Genomic DNA, 21,682 nt, shown 5'->3' on the forward strand with positions numbered 1-21,682 from the left:
TCATTGCATGCCGCGCCGCGTCCGGGACACGAGGTCGTTCAGACAACAAAAAGCCGGCGCTCATCGCGCCGGCTTTTTGATTGATGAGAGCGCACCCCTCAGTTCAGCTTCTGCCGAACCTCGTTGATGCCCTTGGCGAGCAGGTCGTCGGCGACCTGGCCTCTGACCGACTGCGACAGGATCGTGGAAGCGGCCTGGACAGCGGCTTCCGCGGCTGCGGCGCGGACGTCGGCCAGCGCCTGGGCCTCGGCGAGCGCGATCTTGCTCTCCGCGGTCTTGGTCCGGCGGGCCACGAAGTCTTCCATCTTCGCCTTGGCCTCGGTCGCGATGCGCTCGGCTTCGGCCCTGGCGTTGGCGATGATGTCGGCTGCCTCGCGCTCGGCCATGGCACTGCGCGACTTGTAGTCGGCGAGCACCTTGGCCGCCTCCTGCTTGAGGCGCGCGGCGTCGTCGAGCTCGGCCTTGATGCGTTCGGCGCGATGATCCAGCGCCGTCATCGCCGTCTTGAAGACCCCGAGATAGCCGAACACGACCATCAGGATCACGAAGGCGACGGCGACCCAAAATTCAGGTTCGAAGAACATCTCGACTAACCCTTCAAGGACGCATCGACCGCGGCATTGACCGACGCGGCGTCCGGAACGACGCCGGTGAGCTGTTGCACGATCTGACCTGCCGCATCGGCCGCGATGCCGCGGACGTTGCTCATGGCGGCTGCGCGGGTCGAGGCGATGGTCTTCTCCGCCCCGGCGAGCTTGGCCGCCAACTGTTCTTCCAGCACCTTGCGCTCGGCTTCCGACTGCGCATTCGCCTTGTCGCGGGATTCGTTGCCGATCGCCTGCGCCCGCGTGCGCGCCGAAGCGAGCTCGCTTTCATAGGCCTTCAGCGCTGCGTCGGACTGGTCCTTCAGCTTCTGCGCTTCGGCGAGGTCGCCCTCGATCTTGTTCTGACGCGCCTCGATCGCACCGCCGATGCGCGGCAGGGCGAGCTTGGACACGATCACGTAAAGCAGGACGAAGAAGATCGCGAGCGACACCAGCTGTGAAGCAAAGCTGCTGCTCTCGAACGGCGGAAAACCGCCACCGTGGTGACCACCGTCAGCCTCGGTGTGAGCGCCCGCCGCCGGACCTTTCGCGCCGCCATGACTCTCAGCCATGGAGTTCTCCTGTTGCTGTCACACGCGCCGTTCCAAGGACTGGAACGGCGCGAAAAACGTCGTCCTCAGAGCGGAACGAACAGCAGCAGCAGCGCGATCAGCAGCGAGAAGATGCCGAGCGCTTCGGTCACGGCGAAGCCGAAGATCAGGTTGCCGAACTGGCCCTGAGCGGCCGACGGATTGCGCACCGCTGCGGCGAGGTAGTTGCCGAAGATCACGCCCACGCCGACGCCCGCACCGCCCATGCCGATGCACGCGATGCCCGCGCCGATAAGTTTTGCTGCTGCCGGATCCATTTTAGACTCCTTGGAAGAAAGATGGGGTTGTGGGTGGAAATTCCCCGGACCGCTCAGTGTCCCGGATGAATGGCGTCGTTGAGGTAGATGCAGGTCAGGATCGCGAACACATAGGCCTGGAGGAACGCGACCAGGATCTCGAGCGAGGTCAGCGCGACCGTGAGCGCCAGCGGCAGCACGCCGCCGATCCAGCCGATGGCGCCGAGCGAGAAGCCGAGCATGGCGACGAAGCCCGCGAACACCTTCAGCGCGATGTGGCCGGCCAGCATGTTGGCGAAGAGACGAACGCTGTGGGAGACCGGCCGCAGGAAGAACGACAGGATCTCGATGAACATGACCAGCGGCAGGATGTAGATGGGGACGCCGTGGGGAACGAAGATCTTGAAGAATTTCAGGCCGTTCTTGTAGAGGCCGTAGATCAGGACGGTGAAGAAGACCAGGAGCGCGAGCGCCGCGGTGACGATCAGGTGGCTCGACACCGTGAAGGTGTAGGGGATGATGCCGACCAGATTCGAGACGCAGATGAACATGAACAGCGAGAAGATCAGCGGGAAGAATTTCATGCCTTCCGCGCCGGCCGTCGAACGGATGGTCGAGGCGACGAATTCGTAGGAGATTTCGGCGACCGACTGCAGGCGCCCGGGAACCAGCCGCGTGCCGCTGGCGAGCATCAGGATCGAGATGATCGCCACCGCCACCAGCATGTAGAGCGACGAATTGGTGAAGGCGATCGTGTGATTGCCGATGTGGCCCAGGGTGAAGAGAGGCTCGATGTTGAACTGGTGGATCGGATCGATTTTCATCAGCGCGGCATCTCTTGGTCTGCCGGGCAATGCCGGCGGGTCTCGGTCTGCCGGCCGGGCCGGCCCGTGCCGGCGAGGCCGGCACGATCATTCCTCTCCTGGTGGGATCCGCTGCGAATCGCCGCGCCTGTTTTGACCCGCGCCCGCCGTTCTCACCACATTCACCACGCCAGCCACGAAGCCCAGCAGCAGGAACACGATAAATCCGAAGGGCGACGTCGACAGCAAGCGGTCGAACCCCCAGCCAATCCCCGCTCCGACAGCGACGCCGGCGATCAACTCCGAGGATAACCGGAAACCAAGCGCCATCGCCGAGGCTCTGGCCGCTCTGTCTCCACCGTCACCTGCGGGTTGCTCGGTCCTGGTCCGGCGGTCGCGAAATTCGGACAACCGCTGATCAAGACTTCCGAGCCGTTCGGAAAGCGCGGCTTCCTCGGACGATTTATCGCGATCTCCATCCTCGCCGTGTCCCGTGCCCTGTGTCATGCAACGAAGACCCGAAACGCTGCGGCTGAATGGAAATTGCGCCCGTCACCCTCAAAAGCCGCGCGGACCATACTGATGGCCCATAATCAAGTCAAGCCAAGTCACGATTGCGTCGCTTTCGGTTATGTGGCTGATTTATTTGATGATATCGGCGTGCGCGGCAGCGCTGCACACAGCGTGACGCCGCACCGCAGCAGGTCTCCTCACGATCGGCGGATGCAGCTGTCCTTTCGCCCTGCTGCCTGGATCAAAGAAGCCATCGCGTTCGTTGATTTCGGGGGCGGGTTTTGGCGGCGGATTGCCTGGCGCGGGTGTAGAATTGAAGCGGCATCTGCACCGTGGCGGAGAGGGCGATGAGACCAGCGACGTCATCCACAGCATCATGGCTTGCCGCGGCCGTCGCGGTGATGGTCGTCAGCGGCGGCCTCGTGGCCGCGCAATCCGCGCCCGACGGCGAAAATGGTCGCTACAGCATGACGCCCATCGCCGAGGGCGTGCTGCGGCTCGACACTCGCACCGGCACGGTATCGACCTGCACCAAGAACGACGCCGGCTGGGCCTGCTACGCGGTGCCCGACGAGCGGACCGCACTCGACGCCGAGATCGGCAGGCTCCAGGCCGAGGTCGAGAGGCTGAAGGGACAGCTCGCGGCCGGACCGACGGTGTCGGGCAAGATCGACGAGGCTTTGCCAAAATCCGACCCGCTGAAGAAGGCGGAACCCAAGGTTGCCCCGGGCGAGCGCAAAATCGAGATCCCGCTGCCGAGCGACCAGGACGTCGATCGCGTGATGTCGTTCCTGGAAAGGGCCTGGCGGCGGCTGATCGACATGGCCAACCGCGTGCAGAAGGACGTGTCGGGCAAGATTTGAGAGTTTGAATGATGTCCGAGAAACAGCTGACGCGTTCGGTGCCATCGACCGTGCAGGCCACGGCCATTAGTACCGCCCTGTTGACGGTGCCGACGCCCGGGCGAACCTTCGTCGATATCACCGCGGAAGCGACGAAGTTCGTCAAGGACGTTCACGCGCGCGATGGCGCGCTGACGCTGTTCGTCCGCCACACCTCGGCCTCGCTCACGATTCAGGAGAACGCCGATCCCTCCGTGCTGGTCGATCTCACCACGGCGCTGTCACGGCTCGCACCGGAGAACGCCGGGTGGACCCATGACACCGAGGGACCCGACGACATGCCCGCGCACATCAAGACCATGCTGACGCAGACTTCGCTTCATGTGCCGGTCCTGAACGGCAAGCTCGCGCTCGGCACCTGGCAGGCGATCTATCTGGTCGAGCATCGCAGCCGCCCGCACCGCCGCGAGATCGTGCTGCAATTCATCGGCAGCAATCAGTAGGCGCACAAGACAAAACCGGCCGCGGAGACCGCGGCCGGTTCGTGTCGTCGAGCGCTGCCTCGATCAGGTCGCCTTGATGTCGACGTCCTTGGTCTCGGGCAGGAAGAAGAAACCGATCACGACGGTGATGGACGCGAAGATGATCGGATACCAGAGGCCGGCATAGATGTCGCCGGTCGAGGCCACGATGGCGAAGGCGGTCGCCGGCAAGAGGCCGCCGAACCAGCCGTTGCCGATGTGGTAGGGCAGCGACATCGAGGTGTAGCGGATGCGGGTCGGGAACAGTTCGACCAGCATCGCCGCGATCGGGCCGTACACCATGGTGACGAACAGCACCAGGATGAACAGCAGGCCGACGATCGCTGCCACCTGCGGACGGAAGATGTCGAACGGATGCGCCATCTTCACGATGCCGGCGTCGCCCGCCTTCGGATAGCCAGCCGCCTGCACCGCGGCGAGAACCGCCGGGTTGCTGTCCTTGGCGTTGGTATAGGGCAGCTCCTTGCCGTTGATCACGACCTTTACGCCTGACCCGGCCGCGCCGGAGGTTGTCGAGTACTTGACCGACGACTGCGACAGGAAGGCGCGCGCGGTGTCGCAAGGTGCGCTGAACACGCGGGTGCCGACCGGGTTGAACAGGTCGCCGCATCCTGCGGGATCGGCCACCACCTCGACCTTGGTCTGCTCGATCGCCTTTTCCAGCGCCGGGTTGGCGTTGGTGGTGATCATCTTGAAGATCGGGAAGAAGGTCAGCGCCGCGATCAGGCAGCCGCCGAGAATGATCGGCTTGCGGCCAATCTTGTCGGAGAGCGCGCCGAACACGATGAAGAAGCCGGTGCCGAGCAGCAGCGACCAGGCGATCAGCAGGTTGGCGGTATAGCCGTCAACCTTCAGGATCGATTGCAGGAAGAACAGCGCGTAGAACTGGCCGGTGTACCAGACCACGCCCTGGCCCATCACGCCGCCGAGCAGGGCGAGCAGCACGAGCTTGCCGTTCTGCCAGTTGCCGAAGGCTTCCGTCAGCGGCGCCTTCGAACCCTTCCCTTCGTCCTTCATCTTCTGGAAGATCGGCGATTCGTTGAGGCGAAGCCGGATCCAGACCGAGACGCCGAGCAGCAGCACCGACACCAGGAACGGAATGCGCCACCCCCAGGCCGCGAAGTCCGCTTCGCCGAGCGCGGAACGAGTGAACAGGATCACCAGCAGCGACAGGAACAGGCCGAGCGTCGCGGTGGTCTGGATGAAGGAGGTGTAGTAGCCGCGCTTGCCGTTCGGCGCATGCTCCGCGACGTAGGTCGCAGCACCGCCGTATTCGCCGCCGAGCGCCAGACCCTGGGCAAGACGCAAGATGATCAGGATGATCGGCGCCGCGATGCCGATGGTCGCGGCGTTGGGCAGCAGACCGACGATGAAGGTCGACAGACCCATGATCAGGATGGTGACGAGGAAGGTGTATTTGCGGCCGACGATGTCGCCGATGCGGCCGAACACGATGGCGCCGAAGGGGCGGACCAGGAAGCCGGCGGCGAATGCCAGCAACGCGAAGATGTCGCGGGTTGCGGGCGGATAGGCCGAGAAGAACTGCGCGCCGATGATGCTTGCCAGCGAACCGTAGAGATAGAAGTCGTACCACTCGAACACGGTACCGAGCGAGGAGGCGAGAATGACGAACCGTTCGTCCTTCGTCATGCCGGCCCCGGCAGATGGTGCCGATGTTGCAGTTACTGTCGTCATCCGATTCGCTCCCGCTTGTTTTCTTTTCAAGAACCGATCCGCGCCACGCGGGCGCGCCACCAATCGAGGGCGAGCAATTACATGCCTACCGCATCCGGCCCAATAGTACTTTCGACGCGAATCGGGGGCGCCGTGGAGATATCGGACGGGAAATCGCGGAGCCGCGGGAACGAAATACCGTGGGGTCTGCAGCCTCAAACTAAAGTCCAAGGACGGAAAAGCCCACCGCGACAATCCACATCACAACGGACACCAGCGCAGACCAGTATGCAAACACCAGATAGGTCTCGCGCATCACCGCTGAGACTGTTTTTTGTGCATGCGGCTGAGGCGGGCGCCTGTCTTTTGGAAGATACAGCCACATCTCGGTGCGGCGGTGGTCTTTGGTCCGCGCTTCCTCCGCCTTCAGGAGAAGCACCAGTGTCATGATCAGGCTCAGAAAGCCTCCCGCCTGAAACGCGGAGCCCGGCAGAAACGAAAGGCCGATCATGACGCAGAATATGGCGAGGGAGGCAAATCCGCACGCGCGCAGGACCGTTTCAAAGGCGATGCGGCGCATTTCTTCCATGAGGAGGGACTCCGTCACCTGGCTCATTGAGATCGAGATGATTGAGATGCGGCTTAGGGTAGTCCCTGCGGGGCCTGCCTTCAATGGTTCCTGCCCCCGGTTCAGAGGCCGATGCTGATGAAATTACCGGCGGCCGGTAGCGCCAGAATCGCCGTGCCGGCCAGCCAGATCCAAAGAGAGACGTTGTTGGACTCCTGGGCGCCGGTGACGCGTTCGTAGATGGCGGCGGGAATGCCGCCCAGGATGACGGTAGCGGTCGAGACCATCAGCGAGGCGAACATCAGCATCAGCGACACGCTTCCGAACAGAAGCGGGCCTGCAAGCGGCTGGACATAGAGCAAGGCGAAGATCAGCCAAAGCTGGTTGAAGAGGCCATTGATCATTCCGAAGAAGGAAATACCGATCAGGTAGAAGTTGCGGCTCATGATCCTCCTCCCGCAAGCCGCGGCGCGAGATTGAGCGCGAGCAATGTGTAGTGGAGCGCGATCCGCAACCAGAACATCCAGACAAAACCGAACAGCCACACGACGGCTGGAGGAACTGCCTTCGGCGTGACGGTTGCGATAGCGGTGAGCACCGGATCGGTGAAGCGGCAGAAGAAGCGCCAGATATAGTTTGGCGAGTCGGCGTCGACGAAGAGGCCAAGCAGGAAGCGGCCGAGCATGGTGTACATCAGAGCAGCCAGAACGAAGTTCGGCAGGTGAAAATACCAGTATCTGGCGAACGAGTCGGCAATGTCCAAAATCTGTCCTCCTCCGGGCGTCGCTCTGGAAGCAGTATGGTCTTGCGAGGGCCGCTCGCTCCGCCCGGGCCATCGGGCATTCTGCACCAGCCTTCGCACGCAACAATGTCAAGGCAGGCGGTTCGGGGCAAGCGAGCGCCACCGGTCGCAAACAAAAACGGGGCCTCGCAAGGCCCCGTTTGTCGCAATCTATCCGATCCGCTCAGGTCGTTTTCTCTTCGAGCACCGTGCGGCCTCGCGGCTTGCGAATCTCGTCGACATAGGCCTGCATTTCCCGCGACGGCGCCCGTCCCAGCAGGCTCACGATGATGATCACGGCGAAGCCGAAGGGCGCACCCAGCAAGCCGCAGGCGATGTTGCTGAGGTTGAACCACCCCACCTTGTTGGCCAGCGGGTGGGCCAGTGTCGGCCAACTCTCCATCGCGTTGGGCAACGCCATGGCCTTGGCGATGTCGACGAGTGGTGCGCCGGTGGCCGGATTGAGCAGCGACGTCATGCCGAAGTACTTGACGCCCGCGCCCGGGAAATAGCGCGTGGTCACGAGGTAGAACAGGCAGAGCCCGAACCCGGCGATGATGCCGCAGACCGCGCCCGCGGACGTCGTGCGCTTCCACCAGACGCCCATCACGAGCGCCGGGAAGTTGCCGGCCATCGCCAGGGAGAACGCCCAGCCGACCATGGCCAGGATATCCCCGGGCTTGGTGGCGGCCGTCGCCGCAGCAACGACGGCGACCGCCAGCAGCAGCACGCGCGCGATGATCAACCGGCGTGCCGTCGGCGCGTTCGGATCTATCATCTTGTAGTAGACGTCATGCGACAATGCATTGGCGATCGCGAGCAGCAGTCCGTCGGCGGTGGACAGAGCCGCAGCCAGGCCGCCGGCCGCGACGAGGCCGGAGATCACGTAGGGAAGCCCAGCGATCTCCGGTGTCGAGAGCACGATCACGTCCGTGTTGATGACGAAGTCCTGCAGCCGGACCACACCGGGGTGACCGGCAACGGCCTTGCACGCGGCAATGACGGCGTCGATGTTGACGGCGTTCTTGCCACAGATCTGGATCAGCCCGAGCTCGCCCCAGCTGAACAGCCAGGGTCTGATCGCGGACAGATCGCGCCCGATGATGTTCGTGTACACCTCCAGCTTCGAGAACGCCGCGTAGGCAGGCGCCGAGAAGTACAGGAGGAAGATGAACAGCAGCGACCAGGCCACGGATTGCCGCGCCTCACGCACCGACGGTGTCGTGAAGTAGCGCATCAGGATGTGCGGCAGCGAGGCCGTGCCGACCATCATGCAAAGGATGATCGCAAAGAAGTTCAGCGGACTATAGCTGAGGAACGGCTGAATGTGCGGCTTGAGGCTTGCCGCCGCCGCTAGTCCGTTGGCGAGCATCTCCTGTTCGCGTGCCGTGATGTCCGCGATCGCGTGTCCATAGGTCAGCTGGGGAATCGGTATCCCGTAGATCTTGGTCGACAGGATCACGATCGGTGTCAGGTAGGCTATGATCAGCACGATGTATTGGGCCACCTGCGTCCAGGTCACCGCGCGCATGCCGCCCAGCATCGAGCAGACCAGGATGCCGACCAGTCCCGCGAAAACTGCGAGCTCGAACTGCATTCCAAGGAAGCGCGAGGCAATGATGCCCGTGCCGTAGATCTGCGCCGTCACATAGGTGAACGAGCAGGCGACGAGCACGATAACGCCCAGCCCCCGGGCGAAATTGCCGCCATAACGGAAGGACAGAAAGTCGGGCACCGTATAGGCGCCGAATTTGCGCAGATAGGGCCCGATCAGGATGGAGACCAGCACGAAGCCGCCGGTCCATCCGAGCACCCAGGCAAGTCCGTCATAGCCGAGCAGGAACAGCGTGCCCGCCATGCCGACGAAGGACGCTGCCGACATCCAGTCGGCACCGGTTGCCATGCCGTTGTAGAACGCCGGCACGCTGCGGCCCGCCACGTAGTATTCCGAAACTTGTGCCGTTCGCGACAGAATGCCGATGATGGCGTAGACCGCGAGCGTGAAGAACACGAACAGGTAGCCTAGAACCTTGTTCGGCACCCCGATCATCTCGAGGACGGCGAGCAGAAGGACAAACGCGACGAATCCACCGGTGTAGAAGCCGTAGATCCGCCCAAGGTTGCTGAGAAAGTCGGAGCCGCCGGTTGAGGCCTGCGTAGCCATGTTCAATCCCCCCTAGTCGTCTTCTGCAAAGCCGAATTCTCGGTCGATCTTGTCCTGCTGTCTGGCGAACACGAACAGGATGACCACGAAGGCAATCAGCGAACCCTGCGCGGCCATATAGAAGCCGAGCGGGAAGCCAAGGATCGGCAACTGGATGGTGTTGAGCGGAACCACGAACATGTGGATGACGTATCCGAAGAAGAACCAGATGCCGAGGTTGATCAGCATCAGGCGCGAGGTCTTCCGCCAGTGGGCTTCTTCGCGTTCTCTGAGATTGTGGGAGTCAGGCATGGGCTGCATTTCCTCTGTCAGCACTCCGGCATGCGAGCCGGAGGAATCGAGGGGTTGCATACCCGTCGCTGCGGCCCCCCCGTGCCGCCTTCCAACCGGTCTTTCGCCAATTTGGAATGTCGGAGGCTAACATCAGGAGTGCCGAGGCCTTTATAATACTTTCGGAGGGAACCGATGCTGCGGATGCGAACAGCGTTGCGGCCGTTGACAATTCGGGCGCTGCGAGCGCGGGATAGCACGGCGATTCCGTCTGGCAGGATCGGACTGCGATGAAGCTGCTGCAAAAATTCTTTCGTCCCCGGCCGCCGATTGGCGACCGCGAGGCGCTTGCGGACTTCATCGATGCGCAGTCGGCGTTCATCGTGCAAAAGGGCATCTACGAGTATTCGCGTGCCCGCGCCGGCCACTACGCCAAGGTGCTGTTTGCCGAGGAAGGGTTTGCACTAGCCGTCGAACGCTCGCGCTGGCAGGCTTATCCGCTCGGGCTTGCGATGGTCGGCGAGATGGTCGAGGGGGTATTGCGCCCACATGCCGGCATGCAGCGCCGGGCGGTTCTCGACCAGATGATCCTCGTCGTCCTCTCGGTTTTCGACCGTTATCCAGTGCCGCCGTCGATCGGCGAGGATGGCTGGTTTCAGGCCCGGCGCGAGCTGGAGCAGCGGCTCGACCTCGTTGGCGGGCATGCGCCCAAGCGCGTGATGGACATTCCCGAGCCGCTGGCGGAAACCTATTTTGCGATGATGCCGATCCACGAAAAACTGCGCGGACGGGATTTCGAGACGATACGCAATTACCTGCGCGTCAGCCTGTGCAACATCCATGACGAATTGGTCGATCGCATCGATGCGGCTGCGGTGACCAACACGCTGCTGGCGTAGGATCGCCCGGCCTCTGCCAATGCCCGGCTTGCCGGCCGGCATCGCACCGTCCGGGCCTTCCGAGGGAGGACAATGGATACGACAAGTGGTGCTGCCCCGCTTTTGTCGCTCGACGCCGTTGTCATCGATGCCGAAACGACCGGGCTCGATCCGCGCAAGGCGCGGGTGATCGAGCTTGCCGGCGTGCGTCTGTCGGCCGGAAAGCTGGTGGACGGCGGTTCGTTCGTTCAATTGCTGCGGCCGGCCGATCAACCGATCCCCGCCGAGACGACGCGCATTCACGGCATCGATGATGCCACGGTCGCTGAATCGCCGCTGTTCGTGGATGTCTGGCCGCGTTTCGAGGCGTTCCTCGGCCAGGCGGTCGTCATCGGGCACATGATCGGTTTCGATCTGGCGGTCCTGAAGCGCGAATGCGATCTGGCGGGATTGCCATGGACCCGGCCTCGAACGCTCGATACCAGACTGCTCGCGGAGATCGTTGCGCCGGACCTTGGCGGATACGAGCTGGGGAATCTCGCAAGCTGGCTTGGTATCGACGTGGTCGGTCGGCACTCCGCCCTCGGCGATGCGATCACGACGGCGCGGATCTTCCTGGCGCTGCTGCCGAGGCTGCGCGAGCACGGCATCCGGACCGTTGCCGAGGCCGAGCGGGTCTGTCGCGCGCTCACCGCTGTGCTCGACGATCAGGTGCGGATGGGTTGGATCGAGGCGGTCGAAGCGACAGCCCGCATCGATGCAGAACAAACGCTGAAGCGGTTCGACGCCTATGCCTATCGCCACCGCAACCGCGACATCATGCGATATCCCGCCATTTTCGTCGGTGCGGACGTTTCGGTAGGCGACGCCCTGGCGCGAATGACGAGCGATAGAATATCGGCTGTGTACGTCGGCGCGCCGGATGCGGCCGCAGACGACGTCAAGGCCGTCGAGGCCGGGATCGTTACCGAGCGCGACGTGCTGCGGGCGATCGCCCGGCTCGGTGCCCCGGCGCTGGAGCTGCCGGTGCACCGGATCATGAGCAGGCCGCTGGCGTCGATTCCCGAGGACGCGCTCGTCTATCGCGCGATTGGCCGGATGAATCGCCTCAAGACCCGTCATCTCGGCGTTATCGATGAGGCCGGCCGGGTGGTTGGTGCGTTGTCTGCGCGGGACCTGCTGCGTCTGCGGGCAGGGGAGGCCATATCGCTCGGGGACGAGATCGAGGATGCCGCGGATACGCAGGCATTGGCGCTGGCCTGGGCGAAGCTGCCGCGGGTTGCTGAGGTGCTCCTGGCGGAAGGATTGTCCGGCCGCCAGGTTGCGGACGTGATTTCCAGCGAGCTCTGCGCCCTCACCCGTCAGGCCGCTGTGATTGCCGAGCGGCTCATGCGGGAACGCGGCGAGGGCGACCCCCCAACGCCATACACGCTGATCGTGCTCGGGTCTGCCGGACGCGGCGAAAGCCTGCTGGCGATGGATCAGGACAATGCCGTGATCTTCGAGCAAGGCGAGCCGGGAGGCGACGAGGATCGCTGGTTTGAGGCGTTCGGAGCGCACGTTGCAGATATTCTGCACGAGGCCGGTGTGCCCTATTGCAGGGGAGGCGTCATGGCGAAAAACCCGCCCTGGCGCGGCTCTGTTGCAACGTGGCGGGACCGCATCGAGCACTGGGTCTGGCGCTCCAGTCCAAAGGATCTGCTGTCGGTGGATATCTTCTTCGATCTCCGGGCCGTTCATGGCGACGGCAGCCTCGCCGTCTCCGTCAGGCAGGCGGCCTTCGCGGCAGCCGAGGGGCAGGTCGCATTCGCCAAGCTTCTGGTCGAAGGGATCAGCGTCCCCGCGAGCCTGAAATTCTTCGGCGGCATCCGCACTGAAGGCGGTCGCATTGACCTCAAGGCGGCAGGGCTGTTCGGCCTGGTCGCTGCAGCGCGTGCGATGGCGATTCGCTACCATGTGATGGGCCGGTCGACATCGCAGCGACTCGCGGGTGTGAAGGCCGTGGTTGGCCGTGGCGAGACCGATCTCGATGCGCTCGACGAGGCCCATGGTGTCTTTCTGGAGCTGATCGTGTCGCAACAGATCGCGGATGTGGCGCAGGGAACGCCGCCCTCCAATGCGGTGTTGGTCAAGCGATTGTCGGCCCGTGACCACGAGCGATTGAGGGCAGCGCTTCAAGCGGTCACCGTGATCGATGATTTGACCCGAGACCTGCTGTTCAGGGATTGATGAGACCTGTCAGCGGCTTTTTGCGCTGCAGCATCAACCGGTTCGCGCCTGTGATTAACTGCCTTGCGACTGCGGGCGGAAGGTTGCCTTGCAAGACGGCTCCAGTCAGTGAACAATCGTCAATTGCTGCTTGATCAGCAACGAGTTGATATTCTTTCCCGATCTTTCGTCGGCCTGCGGAACAGATGACTGCAACAGCCAATGCAAACACCCATCTCGTCATCGCCGATGACCATCCCTTGTTCCGCGATGCGCTGCGACAGGCGGTGGCAGGTGTTCTCCCGTCGGCCAGGATCGACGAGGCCGGATCCTTCGAGGACCTGACCGGGCTGCTGGAACAGACCTCCGAGGTCGACCTGATCCTGCTCGACCTCTCGATGCCCGGGATCTCCGGCTTTTCCGGTCTGATCTATCTGCGCGCGCAATATCCGGCGATTCCGGTCGTGATCGTCTCGGCGTCTGACGACAGCGCCACGATCCGCCGCTCGCTCGATTTCGGTGCGTCCGGCTTCATTCCAAAGCGTTTCGGCGTCGACACATTGCGTGACGCCATCCTCAAGGTGATGGAAGGCGACGTCTGGGTTCCCGCCGACACCGATCTGTCCGCCGCGGCCGACCCCGACATGACGCGCCTGCGCGACCGCCTGGTGACGCTGACGCCGCAGCAGGTCCGGGTCCTCATGATGCTGTCGGAGGGCCTTCTCAACAAGCAGATCGCCTACGAGCTCGGTGTCTCCGAGGCCACGATCAAGGCGCATGTCTCGGCCATCCTGCAAAAGCTCGGCGTCGAGAGCCGCACCCAGGCCGTGATTGCCGCCGCAAAGATCGCCGGCGGCCAGTGGACGCAGGGCACGCCGACGGGGTGAGGCCCCTACAGTGTGGTCAGAAGCACGTTGGCCGCTCTGATATCCGCCGTTTCGGAGCCCTCGGCAAAGTCCTCGAGGGACGATTGGAGCAATCGCCTCGCATCCTCGCGCTGCCCGCGTTCGGCAAATAGTCCGCCGAGATCGATCGCGGCGTGCAGCTCCCAGGCTGTGGCGCCTTGGCGGCGGCTCAAACCAAGGGATTGCATCAGGTAGACCTCTGCTTGCTCAGCCCCGGGCTGCGGCGACGACAGGAGGACCTTGCCCTTCATCCGCAACAGCTCTCCGCGCGATGATCGCGGCGTTGGCATCGTCGAGCGCGATCTGCGCGCCGCCGGCCGCGGCACGTTCGAGGAAGAGTTGAAGTGCGGGGTAGGCCTCGTAACAGGTTCTCCGCCGGCCTCACAACTTCTCACAAGTCTAAACGCGTCTCCCGGGCGCACCGCTGATAGTCAGTTGTGCGACGGCAAGGAGACCTTCATGACGCAAGCGGCAAAACTGCTCTACACGGCCAGGACGCACACCAGCGGCGGGCGGCACGACGGCATGTCGCGCAGTTCCGACGGTCGCTCGACGTCAAGCTCTCGCCCCCAGGTGGCGCAGGCATCGGCACCAATCCCGAGCAATTGTACGCAGCCGGCTGGTCGGCCTGCGTCGAAGGCGCGATGGAAACGGCAGCCCGCAAGCGGAAAATCGTGCTTCCTGGGAAAAGTGCGATCGATGCGGAAATCGATCTTCTTCTCGATGAAGGCACTTATGCCCTCCGGGCGCGCCTCAATGTCAGCCTGCCGGGTCTCGATCGCGAGACCGCACAGGGCATCGTCGATGAAGCGCATCAATCCTGCCCCTACTCCAAGGCCGTCCGCGGCAACATCGAAGTCAAGGTCGCGCTGGTCTGACGCAGCATCATCAACCACCACGAGGTAGCAACACCATGAAGCAGATCATCGATGAGCACCGCCGCCAGTTTCTCGGCATCGCCACAGGAGCCGTCGCCGTCGGTCTCGGCGTGATCGATCTCGCACGTGCCGAGACGGAACCGCTGCGATCCTCCGCATCGAATGCGTCCTTCGGCGCGATCAAGCAGATCGACGCCGGCGTTCTCAACGTCGGTTATGCGGAGGTGGGGCCCTCGAACGGTCCCGTCGCGATCCTGCTGCACGGCTGGCCCTACGACATTCACGCCTTTGTCGATGTCGCGCCGATCCTGGCGAAGGCCGGCTATCGCGTGATCGTCCCTTATTTGCGCGGCTACGGCACGACGCACTTCCTCTCGAGTGAGACGCCGCGCAACGGCGAGCCTGCGGCGATGGCCGTCGACATCATCGCGCTGATGGACAAGCTCGATATCAAGAAAGCCGTCGTCGCCGGGTTCGACTGGGGCGCGCGCACCGCGGACGTCATCGCCGCGCTGTGGCCCGACCGCTGCCGCGCACTGGTGTCGGTCAGCGGCTATCTGATTTCCAGCCAGGCTGCCGGCAGTGCGCCGTTGCCGCCGCAGGCGGAGCTGCAATGGTGGTACCAGTTCTACTTCGCCACCGAGCGCGGCCGCGCCGGATACGAGAAGTACACGCACGATTTCGCCAAGCTGATCTGGAAGCTCGCCTCGCCGCAGTGGAAGTTCGACGATGCCACCTTCAATCGCAGCGCGGCGGCGCTCGACAACAAGGATCATGTCGCGATCACGATCCACAATTACCGCTGGCGGCTCGGGCTCGCCCAGGGCGAGGCGAAGTACGAGCATCTCGAAAGGAAGCTCGCGGCGGCTCCGCAGATTGAGGTGCCGACGATCACGATGGAAGGCGACGCCAACGGCGCGCCGCATCCCGACCCGAGCGCCTATGCCAGGAAATTCTCGGGCCGTTACGAGTTTCGCCTGATCACCGGCGGCATCGGCCACAATCTGCCGCAGGAAGCGCCACAAGCCTTTGCCAAGGCCGTCATCGAGGCCGACGGCGCCTGAGCATCTGTCAGCCCCCTCGGTCCAGCCCGTCTGGATCGAGGATCGCCCCGTTGATCCCTGCTTCAAGAACGTCATGTCGTCAACCGAACCTGAAAAAAAGAAGTCCTTCTATGCCACGATGATCGTGCTGACGGTGGTCCTGCTTGTCGTGCTCCTGACCTGCGTGCCGTATCTGGTCACGATCGCCTCCGCAGAGGGGCCGGCGGATCAGAGCGCGGCGGATGCGTCGCCGATCTTCGGAGTCACGATTCCGTCGGGCTACAAGCAGTGGGAGCTGGTCGCGCCGGCCGAGGAGGCGGCGCCGCTCGACGAGCTTCGCGCTGTGGTCGGCAACCAGACCGCAATCGACGCCTATCAGGCCGGGAAACTCCCGTTCCCGGACGGCACCATTCTGGTCAAGCGCGCCTGGAAGCGGAAGCAATCGCCGGAGTTCGCATCCGCAACCATTCCCGGCGCCGCCACCACGGTCCAGGTGATGGTCAAGGATTCCAAGAAATACGCTGCCACCGGCGGCTGGGGTTTCGGCCGCTTCATCAACGGCAGGCCGGTGGACGAGGCCCAGCACCGCACCTGCTTCGCCTGCCACGAGGCTCGCGCCAGGAGCCGCGACTACGTCTTCACGCGCCTGGCGCCCTGAGGCCATCCGGAGACCGTCATGTCGAAGACGTGGGTCATCAGCGGCAGGATGCAGCGCGATTACGATGGCCGCCAGCCCGGCGACCCGGCCAAGGCTGCAGCCGTCATGTTGAAGCTCGTCGACATGGATCGCCCACCCCTTGCGGATTGCGCTCGGCAGCGACGCCGTGAACGCCATTGCGGCGGCGGACAGGCTTCGTCTCGAGGAATTGGAGAGGTGGCGCGCGCTCGGCCTATCGACCGACTACTGACCCGCGCGACTCACTCCGCCGCCACCATCTGCTGTGTGCGCCACTGACCCAGCAGGGCACGGAGCGAAGCCGGCTTCACGGGCTTGTTGAGCACCGCAATCTTCTCGTCCCGCGCGGCGACCTGCACGGCGGGGCTGCGATCGGCGGTGATCAGGATCGCGGGGATGGTGTCGCCGAAGCGGCGGCGGATCTCGCGGATGGCGGCGATGCCGTTGCCGCGATCGAGGTGATAGTCGACGAGCAGGCCGGTGACGCGTCGTCCGGCTGTTTCGATTGCGGCGATCGCGCCTTCTGGGTCGGCGACCGCGATCACCTCGGCGTCCCAGGCCTTGAGCAGCGTGCGCATGCCGTCGAGGATCGCCGCATCGTTCTCGATGCAGACGATCAGCGCGCCCGAGATCGGGGTGCGCGCCAACGGCGTCGCGCTGGTCACGGCCGCGGTATGGGTGATCGCCTTCGCCGTCGGCACCGTCACGGAGAAGACCGAGCCGCCGCTGGCATTGGAGTCGATGGCGATGCCGTGCTTGAGCACGCGTGCCAGCCGTTCGACGATCGATAGTCCCAGCCCCAGGCCGCGCGCGATCCGCGCCCCCTGCTCCAGGCGATGGAATTCCTTGAAGATCTCGCCGCGCTTGACCGGGGGGATGCCGACGCCGGTGTCGTAGACGCAGATCTTGAGCGAGCTGCCGCGGCGGCGGCAGCCGACCAGCACGCGGCCGCGCGGGGTGTACTTGATCGCGTTCGAGATCAGGTTCTGGAGCAGGCGCCGCAGCAAGAGCCGGTCCGACTCGACCGGCAGCGAGCAGGGCACGAAGGCGAGCTCCAGGCCCTTGGCGCGCGCGATCGGCGCGAACTCGATCTCCAGCGAGCGCATCAGATCGGCCATCTTGAAGCTCGATATCGAGGTCGTCATCGCGCCGGCATCGAGCCTGGAGATGTCGAGCAGCGCGCCGAGGATCTCCTCGATGGCCTGCAGCGATTCGTCGATGTTCTCGACCAGCCGCGTCTCTTCGCCTTCGTGCTGGCGCTCGACCAGGCTCGTGACATAGAGCCGCGCCGCGTTCAGCGGCTGGAGGATGTCGTGGCTGGCGGCGGCGAGGAAACGCGTCTTGGAGATGCTGGCGTCTTCCGCCGCGCTCTTGGCCAGTGCCAGCTCGGAGTTCAGCCGCGTCAGCTCCTCGGTGCGGTCGCGCACGCGCTTTTCTAGCGTCGCATTGGCGCGCTCCAGCGCTTCCGCGGCTTCGAAAGTGGGCGTGACGTCAGTGAAAGTGATGACGAAGCCGCCGCCGGGCATGTGGTTGGTGAGCACTTCGATCACCATGTGGCGTTCCGGCAGGCGTTCGAGATAAGGCTCGCTGTCGGTGGTGTAGGCGGCGAGGCGCCGCTCCAGCAGGGCCTCGCTCTCGAGCGGATGGTCCGGATCGCCGACGCCGATGAATTCCAGGATTTCGCGCAGGGGCGTGCCGAACTGGATCAGATGCGGGGGAACGTTGAGGAGATCGCCGAACTGCCGGTTGGAGCAGATCAGTTGCAGATCGGCATCGAACACGGCGATGCCCTGGCGCACGTGGTTGAGCGCGGTCTGGAGGATCTCGCGGTTGAAATGCAGCGCCGCGTGCGAGTCGTCGAGCAGCTTCAGCGCGGCCTTGGCGGAGACCGTCCGCTTGCGCAGCAGCAGCGACATCACGAGGCGGGAGGAGGCCGCGCCGATCGAGGACGCGATCAGGTGCTCGGCGTGCTGCAGCAGCTCGAAATCGGCAGGTGCTCCGGGCTCCAGCCGCACGTTTCGCCGCGCCGAGAATGCCTCGAAGGAATGCCGCGCGCGGTCGGGTCCGAGATATTGCGCCACCGTGGTCTGGATGTCCTGCACGGTGATGCTGGTGCGCCAGCGCCGGAAGCTCGGGGAGATCGGTGCGAGCGTATTGGGCACGAACAGATCGGCCTGCAACAGCTCGATGGACGACGGTTGGCGCGCCAGCGACAGCAGCACATAGGTCAGGATGTTGAGCGACAGCGACCAGATGACGCCGTGCATCAGCGGCGGCAGGTCGGCGCCGAACAGTGCCTGCGGCCGCAGCGCCTCGATGCCGAACGGGCCGTGCTGGAGCAGCATGATGCCTGATGTCGAGGAATCCATGAAGCTCGGCATGAACAGCGTGTAGAGCCACACCACAAAGCCCACCAGCATGCCGCCGATGGCGCCGCGCGCGGTCGCGCGCCGCCAAAGCAACCCGCCGAAGAAGCTCGGCGCAAGCTGGGCGATGGCGGCAAAGGAGAGCAGACCAATGGCCGCGAGCTGGGTATTGCCGAGCGCGCGATAGTAGAAATAGGCCATCACCATGATGGCGAAGATCGCGAGCCGCCGCGAGCGCAGCAGGAAGTCGCTGAAATCGGCACCGCCGGCGCGCCCCTCCGGCCGACGCTGCAGCACCAGCGGCACCACGAGGTCGTTCGAGACCATGATCGAGAGCGCGACGCATTCGACGATCACCATCGCGGTCGCCGCCGACAGGCCGCCGACGAAGATGACGACGCTGAGCAGATCGGCGCCGCCTTCCATCGGCAGCGCCAGCACGTACATGTCGGGGTCGGCGGCGCCGAATGGGAAGGTCACGAGGCCGGCGATCGCGATCGGGATCACGAAGAGATTGATGGCGACGAGGTAGAGCGGGAACAGCCATCGCGCGCGGCCGACCTCGGCATCGGAGGAATTCTCCACCACGCTGACGTGGAACTGGCGCGGCAGCAGCATGATCGCGCACAGCGACAGCAGCGTCATGGTCAGGAAGTTGCCGATCGACGGCGAGTAGTTGATCGCGCGCACCGCCTCCGGCGTCTTCATCGCGCGCTCGATCAGCTCATGTGGCGAGAACATCCAGAAGGTGACGAAGATGCCGGCGGCGAGAAAGGCGATCAGCTTGATGATGGATTCGGTCGCGACCGCCAGCATCAGGCCGTGCTGGTGCTCGGTGGCGTCGGTCTGCCGCGTGCCGAACAGCACCGCGAAGGCCGCCATCGACAGCGTCACCATCAGCGCCACGTCGCCGACGATCGGGATGTGGGAGAAGGCCTGGTCCTCGCTCAGGATCGTTTCGAGCGACGAGGCAACCGCCTTGAGCTGGAGCGCGATGTAGGGCACCGAGCCGATGATCGCCATCAGCGCGACGGTCGCCGCCACCGCCTGGCTCTTGCCGTAGCGGGCCCCGATGAAGTCGGCGATCGAGGTGATGTTGTGGGTTTTGGCGAGCTGGATCACGCGGCGCAACACGCCGGCGCCGAGCCCGATCATCAGGATCGGGCCGAGATAGATCGCGAGGAAGTCGGTCGAGGTGCGGGTGGCGAAGCCGACCGAGCCGAAGAAGGTCCAGGAGGTGCAGTAAATCGCCAGCGACAGCGGATAGATCAGCCCGGAGGCGCGACCGCGCCCGCGCCCGGCCGGCGAGCGGCGGTCGCCATGGCTCGCCACCAGGAACAGAAAGCCGATATAACCGAACGCGGCGGCGATCACGCCCCAGTCGTGCAGCATGGTGAGCGTGCTTCTCCCTGGGCGCTGGCGGCGCCCGAGCTCATTTTCCCTGCAAACCTAGCGCGTTGGGCGGTCGCAAGCGACAGCGAAATGCCGCGCCGGGGGAGGAACCGGGATTGTCGTTAAGGTGCGGCCGGGAGGTGGCCCTTACTTACTGGAGGACAGGGGGACGCTACATGCGGGCTTGTGGAGCACCGACGGCCTCCACAGCGTCATGGCCGGGACAAGCCCGGGCATGACGACCTCTGCAAAATCTCAAATGCGGTCCGCCCCGCCATCCAGAGGAGGGTGGCAGGGGGCCTACTCCGCTGCCAGCGACTTCTCGCGCAGCGGCAGGCCGAGGCGGTCCCACACCTGGAGCAGCGCTTCGGCGAGCTGATCGATCAGGCCGTCGTCGTGATAGGGCGAGGGCGTGATGCGCAGGCGCTCGCTGCCCTTGGCGACGGTCGGATAGTTGATCGGCTGGATGTAGATACCGTGTTCTTCGAGCAGGAGGTCGGAGGCCTGCTTGCACTTCTCGGGATCGCCCACGAACAGCGGTACGATATGGGTGTCGCTCGACATGACAGGCAGGCCGGCGGCATTGAGGATCGCCTTGACGCGGGCGGCGCGGTCCTGGTGGCGCTCGCGCTCCCAGTTCGAGCTCTTCAGGTGCCTGATCGCGGCAGTTGCAGCCGAGCAGACCGCCGGCGGCAGCGCGGTGGTGAAGATGAAGCCCGGCGCGTAGGAGCGCACGGCGTCGATGATCTGGCCACTAGCGGCGATATAGCCGCCGAGACAGCCGAACGCCTTTGCCAGCGTGCCCTCGAGAACGTCGATGCGATGCATGACGCCGTCACGCTCGGCGATGCCGCCGCCGCGCGGGCCGTACATGCCGACGGCGTGGACTTCGTCGACATAGGTCATCGCGCCATACTTTTCGGCGAGATCGCAGATCCTGGCGAGCGGCGCGACATCGCCGTCCATGGAATAGAGGCTCTCGCAGACGATCAGCTTCGGCCGATTCGGGCCGGCCGCTTTCAACAGCTCTTCGAGATGCGCAACGTCGTTGTGGCGGAACACGACCCGCTCGCAGCCGGACTGCCGGATGCCCTCGATCATCGAATTGTGGTTGAGCTCGTCCGACAGGATCAGGCAATTCGGAATCAGCTTTGCGATGGTCGGGATGCCGGTCTGATTCGAGACATAGCCCGAGGTGAACAGCAGCGCGGCTTCCTTGCCGTGGAGATCGGCGAGCTCGGCTTCGAGCTGGATGAGCGGATGGTGCGTGCCGGCAATGTTGCGGGTACCGCCGGCACCGGTGCCGACGCGCGTCGCGGTCTCGACCATGGCGCCGACCACCTTCGGGTGCTGGCCCATGCCGAGATAGTCGTTGGAGCACCAGATCACGACGTCGCGCTTGCCCTTGGGCGAGTGCCACACCGCGTGCGGGAACCGGCCGGCCGTGCGTTCGAGGTCGGCGAACACGCGATAGCGCCGCTCAGTGTGGAGACGATCGAGAGCGGAATTGAAGAACTGGTTGTAATCCATCGGCAAAACCCGCAACGGAACCCGGCCATGACGGCCGCTCATTTTTTAGAGCTTTTCGAGCTCCAATGTCTATGCGCCAGCACACATTTGAGGCAAGGCGAGCGTGCCAATTGATAACCGCCGGTCCGGCGGCGATTGTTGATTTGGATCAAGCGCCTAACACGGGACTGCCGGCCGCGACCGGAGTGACCGGGGGAGGCAGGGCTGCCGTGGACATT

The 21,682-nt window shown here is 64.3% G+C and carries 22 protein-coding genes and 1 pseudogene; 9 read left to right on the top strand and 14 right to left on the bottom strand.

Going from position 1 to position 21,682, the window contains the following annotated elements:
• Positions 1-98: 98 nt before the first annotated feature.
• From ACM42_RS30920 to ACM42_RS30940, 5 genes are all read right to left on the bottom strand, one after another.
• Positions 99-584, bottom strand: a complete 486-nt coding sequence (locus ACM42_RS30920) for a F0F1 ATP synthase subunit B family protein (protein WP_028178160.1) — start codon at positions 582-584, stop codon at positions 99-101.
• A gap of 5 nt (positions 585-589) precedes the next feature.
• Complete coding sequence (locus ACM42_RS30925) at positions 590-1,156, bottom strand: F0F1 ATP synthase subunit B (RefSeq protein ID WP_271531411.1); 567 nt, start codon at positions 1,154-1,156, stop codon at positions 590-592.
• 65 nt (positions 1,157-1,221) lie between these two features.
• On the bottom strand, positions 1,222-1,452 hold the full coding sequence (locus tag ACM42_RS30930; RefSeq protein ID WP_007599451.1) for a F0F1 ATP synthase subunit C: 231 nt from the start codon (positions 1,450-1,452) through the stop codon (positions 1,222-1,224).
• A 53-nt stretch (positions 1,453-1,505) separates the two neighbouring features.
• On the bottom strand, positions 1,506-2,255 hold the full coding sequence (locus ACM42_RS30935; RefSeq protein ID WP_271531413.1) for a F0F1 ATP synthase subunit A: 750 nt from the start codon (positions 2,253-2,255) through the stop codon (positions 1,506-1,508).
• Between the two features lie 87 nt (positions 2,256-2,342).
• The gene (locus tag ACM42_RS30940; RefSeq protein ID WP_271531415.1) at positions 2,343-2,741 is read right to left on the bottom strand and encodes an AtpZ/AtpI family protein; all 399 of its coding nucleotides are present in this window, start codon (positions 2,739-2,741) and stop codon (positions 2,343-2,345) included.
• Positions 2,742-2,816: 75 nt separating this feature from the next.
• On the opposite strand from ACM42_RS30940, the gene ACM42_RS30945 reads away from it, so the two are divergent.
• From ACM42_RS30945 to ACM42_RS30955, 3 genes are read left to right on the top strand one after another with little or no spacing between them, the layout of a single operon-like run.
• Complete coding sequence (locus ACM42_RS30945; RefSeq protein ID WP_271531417.1) at positions 2,817-3,098, top strand: hypothetical protein; 282 nt, start codon at positions 2,817-2,819, stop codon at positions 3,096-3,098.
• Complete coding sequence (locus ACM42_RS30950) at positions 3,095-3,610, top strand: hypothetical protein (protein ID WP_271531419.1); 516 nt, start codon at positions 3,095-3,097, stop codon at positions 3,608-3,610. Before ACM42_RS30945 ends, ACM42_RS30950 begins: the two co-directional genes overlap by 4 nt.
• A gap of 8 nt (positions 3,611-3,618) precedes the next feature.
• Positions 3,619-4,092 carry a secondary thiamine-phosphate synthase enzyme YjbQ gene (locus ACM42_RS30955; RefSeq protein ID WP_271531421.1) on the top strand — a complete coding sequence of 158 codons (474 nt, stop codon included), beginning with the start codon at positions 3,619-3,621 and terminating at the stop codon, positions 4,090-4,092.
• Positions 4,093-4,155: 63 nt separating this feature from the next.
• Here ACM42_RS30955 and ACM42_RS30960 read toward each other — a convergent pair whose 3' ends face one another.
• The 6 genes from ACM42_RS30960 to ACM42_RS30985 all read right to left on the bottom strand — a co-directional run bounded on the left by ACM42_RS30960 (position 4,156) and on the right by ACM42_RS30985 (position 9,609).
• Positions 4,156-5,781, bottom strand: a complete 1,626-nt coding sequence (locus ACM42_RS30960) for an MFS transporter (RefSeq protein WP_271532252.1) — start codon at positions 5,779-5,781, stop codon at positions 4,156-4,158.
• A 244-nt stretch (positions 5,782-6,025) separates the two neighbouring features.
• Positions 6,026-6,394, bottom strand: coding sequence for a hypothetical protein (locus tag ACM42_RS30965; protein WP_155251832.1), 369 nt, complete (start codon positions 6,392-6,394; stop codon positions 6,026-6,028).
• 101 nt (positions 6,395-6,495) lie between these two features.
• Positions 6,496-6,819: a hypothetical protein gene (locus tag ACM42_RS30970; RefSeq protein WP_271531423.1), complete on the bottom strand. Its 324-nt coding sequence runs from the start codon at positions 6,817-6,819 to the stop codon at positions 6,496-6,498.
• On the bottom strand, positions 6,816-7,136 hold the full coding sequence (locus tag ACM42_RS30975) for a hypothetical protein (RefSeq protein WP_271531425.1): 321 nt from the start codon (positions 7,134-7,136) through the stop codon (positions 6,816-6,818). The genes ACM42_RS30970 and ACM42_RS30975 overlap by 4 nt, the downstream gene beginning before the upstream one ends.
• Positions 7,137-7,338: 202 nt before the next feature.
• Positions 7,339-9,318, bottom strand: coding sequence for a sodium:solute symporter family protein (locus tag ACM42_RS30980; protein WP_271531427.1), 1,980 nt, complete (start codon positions 9,316-9,318; stop codon positions 7,339-7,341).
• A gap of 12 nt (positions 9,319-9,330) precedes the next feature.
• Complete coding sequence (locus ACM42_RS30985; protein ID WP_028178150.1) at positions 9,331-9,609, bottom strand: DUF4212 domain-containing protein; 279 nt, start codon at positions 9,607-9,609, stop codon at positions 9,331-9,333.
• 269 nt (positions 9,610-9,878) lie between these two features.
• Here ACM42_RS30985 and ACM42_RS30990 point away from each other — a divergent pair, with 269 nt between their 5' ends.
• The 3 genes from ACM42_RS30990 to ACM42_RS31000 all read left to right on the top strand — a co-directional run bounded on the left by ACM42_RS30990 (position 9,879) and on the right by ACM42_RS31000 (position 13,561).
• Positions 9,879-10,487 carry a hypothetical protein gene (locus tag ACM42_RS30990; protein WP_271531429.1) on the top strand — a complete coding sequence of 203 codons (609 nt, stop codon included), beginning with the start codon at positions 9,879-9,881 and terminating at the stop codon, positions 10,485-10,487.
• Positions 10,488-10,589: 102 nt separating this feature from the next.
• Positions 10,590-12,695: a DUF294 nucleotidyltransferase-like domain-containing protein gene (locus ACM42_RS30995; protein WP_271531431.1), complete on the top strand. Its 2,106-nt coding sequence runs from the start codon at positions 10,590-10,592 to the stop codon at positions 12,693-12,695.
• A 185-nt stretch (positions 12,696-12,880) separates the two neighbouring features.
• Positions 12,881-13,561: a response regulator transcription factor gene (locus ACM42_RS31000; RefSeq protein WP_271531433.1), complete on the top strand. Its 681-nt coding sequence runs from the start codon at positions 12,881-12,883 to the stop codon at positions 13,559-13,561.
• Between the two features lie 5 nt (positions 13,562-13,566).
• On the opposite strand, the gene ACM42_RS31005 is transcribed toward ACM42_RS31000, so the two are convergent.
• On the bottom strand, positions 13,567-13,830 hold the full coding sequence (locus tag ACM42_RS31005) for a hypothetical protein (protein ID WP_271531435.1): 264 nt from the start codon (positions 13,828-13,830) through the stop codon (positions 13,567-13,569).
• A gap of 208 nt (positions 13,831-14,038) precedes the next feature.
• Here ACM42_RS31005 and ACM42_RS31010 point away from each other — a divergent pair.
• The 3 genes and pseudogenes from ACM42_RS31010 (at position 14,039) to ACM42_RS31020 (ending at position 16,158) form a co-directional block, all read left to right on the top strand.
• Positions 14,039-14,457: pseudogene (locus ACM42_RS31010) on the top strand (organic hydroperoxide resistance protein).
• A 35-nt stretch (positions 14,458-14,492) separates the two neighbouring features.
• Positions 14,493-15,521, top strand: a complete 1,029-nt coding sequence (locus ACM42_RS31015) for an alpha/beta fold hydrolase (RefSeq protein WP_271531437.1) — start codon at positions 14,493-14,495, stop codon at positions 15,519-15,521.
• Positions 15,522-15,594: 73 nt separating this feature from the next.
• Positions 15,595-16,158, top strand: coding sequence for a cytochrome P460 family protein (locus ACM42_RS31020; RefSeq protein WP_271531439.1), 564 nt, complete (start codon positions 15,595-15,597; stop codon positions 16,156-16,158).
• A 260-nt stretch (positions 16,159-16,418) separates the two neighbouring features.
• Here the strand turns inward: ACM42_RS31020 and ACM42_RS31025 are convergent, their stop codons facing one another.
• Complete coding sequence (locus ACM42_RS31025) at positions 16,419-19,934, bottom strand: PAS domain-containing hybrid sensor histidine kinase/response regulator (RefSeq protein ID WP_271531441.1); 3,516 nt, start codon at positions 19,932-19,934, stop codon at positions 16,419-16,421.
• Positions 19,935-20,234: 300 nt separating this feature from the next.
• Positions 20,235-21,464, bottom strand: coding sequence for a 5-aminolevulinate synthase (gene hemA, locus ACM42_RS31030; RefSeq protein WP_271531443.1), 1,230 nt, complete (start codon positions 21,462-21,464; stop codon positions 20,235-20,237).
• Between the last annotated feature and the right edge of the window lie 218 nt (positions 21,465-21,682).

The organism is Bradyrhizobium sp. CCBAU 25338, assembly GCF_028128965.1.
GTDB lineage: Bacteria > Pseudomonadota > Alphaproteobacteria > Rhizobiales > Xanthobacteraceae > Bradyrhizobium > Bradyrhizobium liaoningense.

Coding starts and splice junctions, on each gene's coding strand:
- ACM42_RS30935 (WP_271531413.1), bottom strand. CDS start 2,255: ATGAAAATCGATCCGATCCACCAGTTCAACATCGAGCCTCTCTTCACC.
- ACM42_RS31020 (WP_271531439.1), top strand. CDS start 15,595: ATGTCGTCAACCGAACCTGAAAAAAAGAAGTCCTTCTATGCCACGATG.
- ACM42_RS30980 (WP_271531427.1), bottom strand. CDS start 9,318: ATGGCTACGCAGGCCTCAACCGGCGGCTCCGACTTTCTCAGCAACCTT.
- ACM42_RS30955 (WP_271531421.1), top strand. CDS start 3,619: ATGATGTCCGAGAAACAGCTGACGCGTTCGGTGCCATCGACCGTGCAG.
- ACM42_RS30940 (WP_271531415.1), bottom strand. CDS start 2,741: ATGACACAGGGCACGGGACACGGCGAGGATGGAGATCGCGATAAATCG.
- ACM42_RS30985 (WP_028178150.1), bottom strand. CDS start 9,609: ATGCCTGACTCCCACAATCTCAGAGAACGCGAAGAAGCCCACTGGCGG.
- ACM42_RS30945 (WP_271531417.1), top strand. CDS start 2,817: ATGGCCCATAATCAAGTCAAGCCAAGTCACGATTGCGTCGCTTTCGGT.
- ACM42_RS31005 (WP_271531435.1), bottom strand. CDS start 13,830: ATGAAGGGCAAGGTCCTCCTGTCGTCGCCGCAGCCCGGGGCTGAGCAA.
- ACM42_RS30965 (WP_155251832.1), bottom strand. CDS start 6,394: ATGGAAGAAATGCGCCGCATCGCCTTTGAAACGGTCCTGCGCGCGTGC.
- ACM42_RS31015 (WP_271531437.1), top strand. CDS start 14,493: ATGAAGCAGATCATCGATGAGCACCGCCGCCAGTTTCTCGGCATCGCC.
- ACM42_RS30950 (WP_271531419.1), top strand. CDS start 3,095: ATGAGACCAGCGACGTCATCCACAGCATCATGGCTTGCCGCGGCCGTC.
- ACM42_RS31000 (WP_271531433.1), top strand. CDS start 12,881: ATGACTGCAACAGCCAATGCAAACACCCATCTCGTCATCGCCGATGAC.
- hemA (WP_271531443.1), bottom strand. CDS start 21,464: ATGGATTACAACCAGTTCTTCAATTCCGCTCTCGATCGTCTCCACACT.
- ACM42_RS31025 (WP_271531441.1), bottom strand. CDS start 19,934: ATGCTGCACGACTGGGGCGTGATCGCCGCCGCGTTCGGTTATATCGGC.
- ACM42_RS30930 (WP_007599451.1), bottom strand. CDS start 1,452: ATGGATCCGGCAGCAGCAAAACTTATCGGCGCGGGCATCGCGTGCATC.
- ACM42_RS30990 (WP_271531429.1), top strand. CDS start 9,879: ATGAAGCTGCTGCAAAAATTCTTTCGTCCCCGGCCGCCGATTGGCGAC.
- ACM42_RS30920 (WP_028178160.1), bottom strand. CDS start 584: ATGTTCTTCGAACCTGAATTTTGGGTCGCCGTCGCCTTCGTGATCCTG.
- ACM42_RS30960 (WP_271532252.1), bottom strand. CDS start 5,781: ATGACGAAGGACGAACGGTTCGTCATTCTCGCCTCCTCGCTCGGTACC.
- ACM42_RS30970 (WP_271531423.1), bottom strand. CDS start 6,819: ATGAGCCGCAACTTCTACCTGATCGGTATTTCCTTCTTCGGAATGATC.
- ACM42_RS30925 (WP_271531411.1), bottom strand. CDS start 1,156: ATGGCTGAGAGTCATGGCGGCGCGAAAGGTCCGGCGGCGGGCGCTCAC.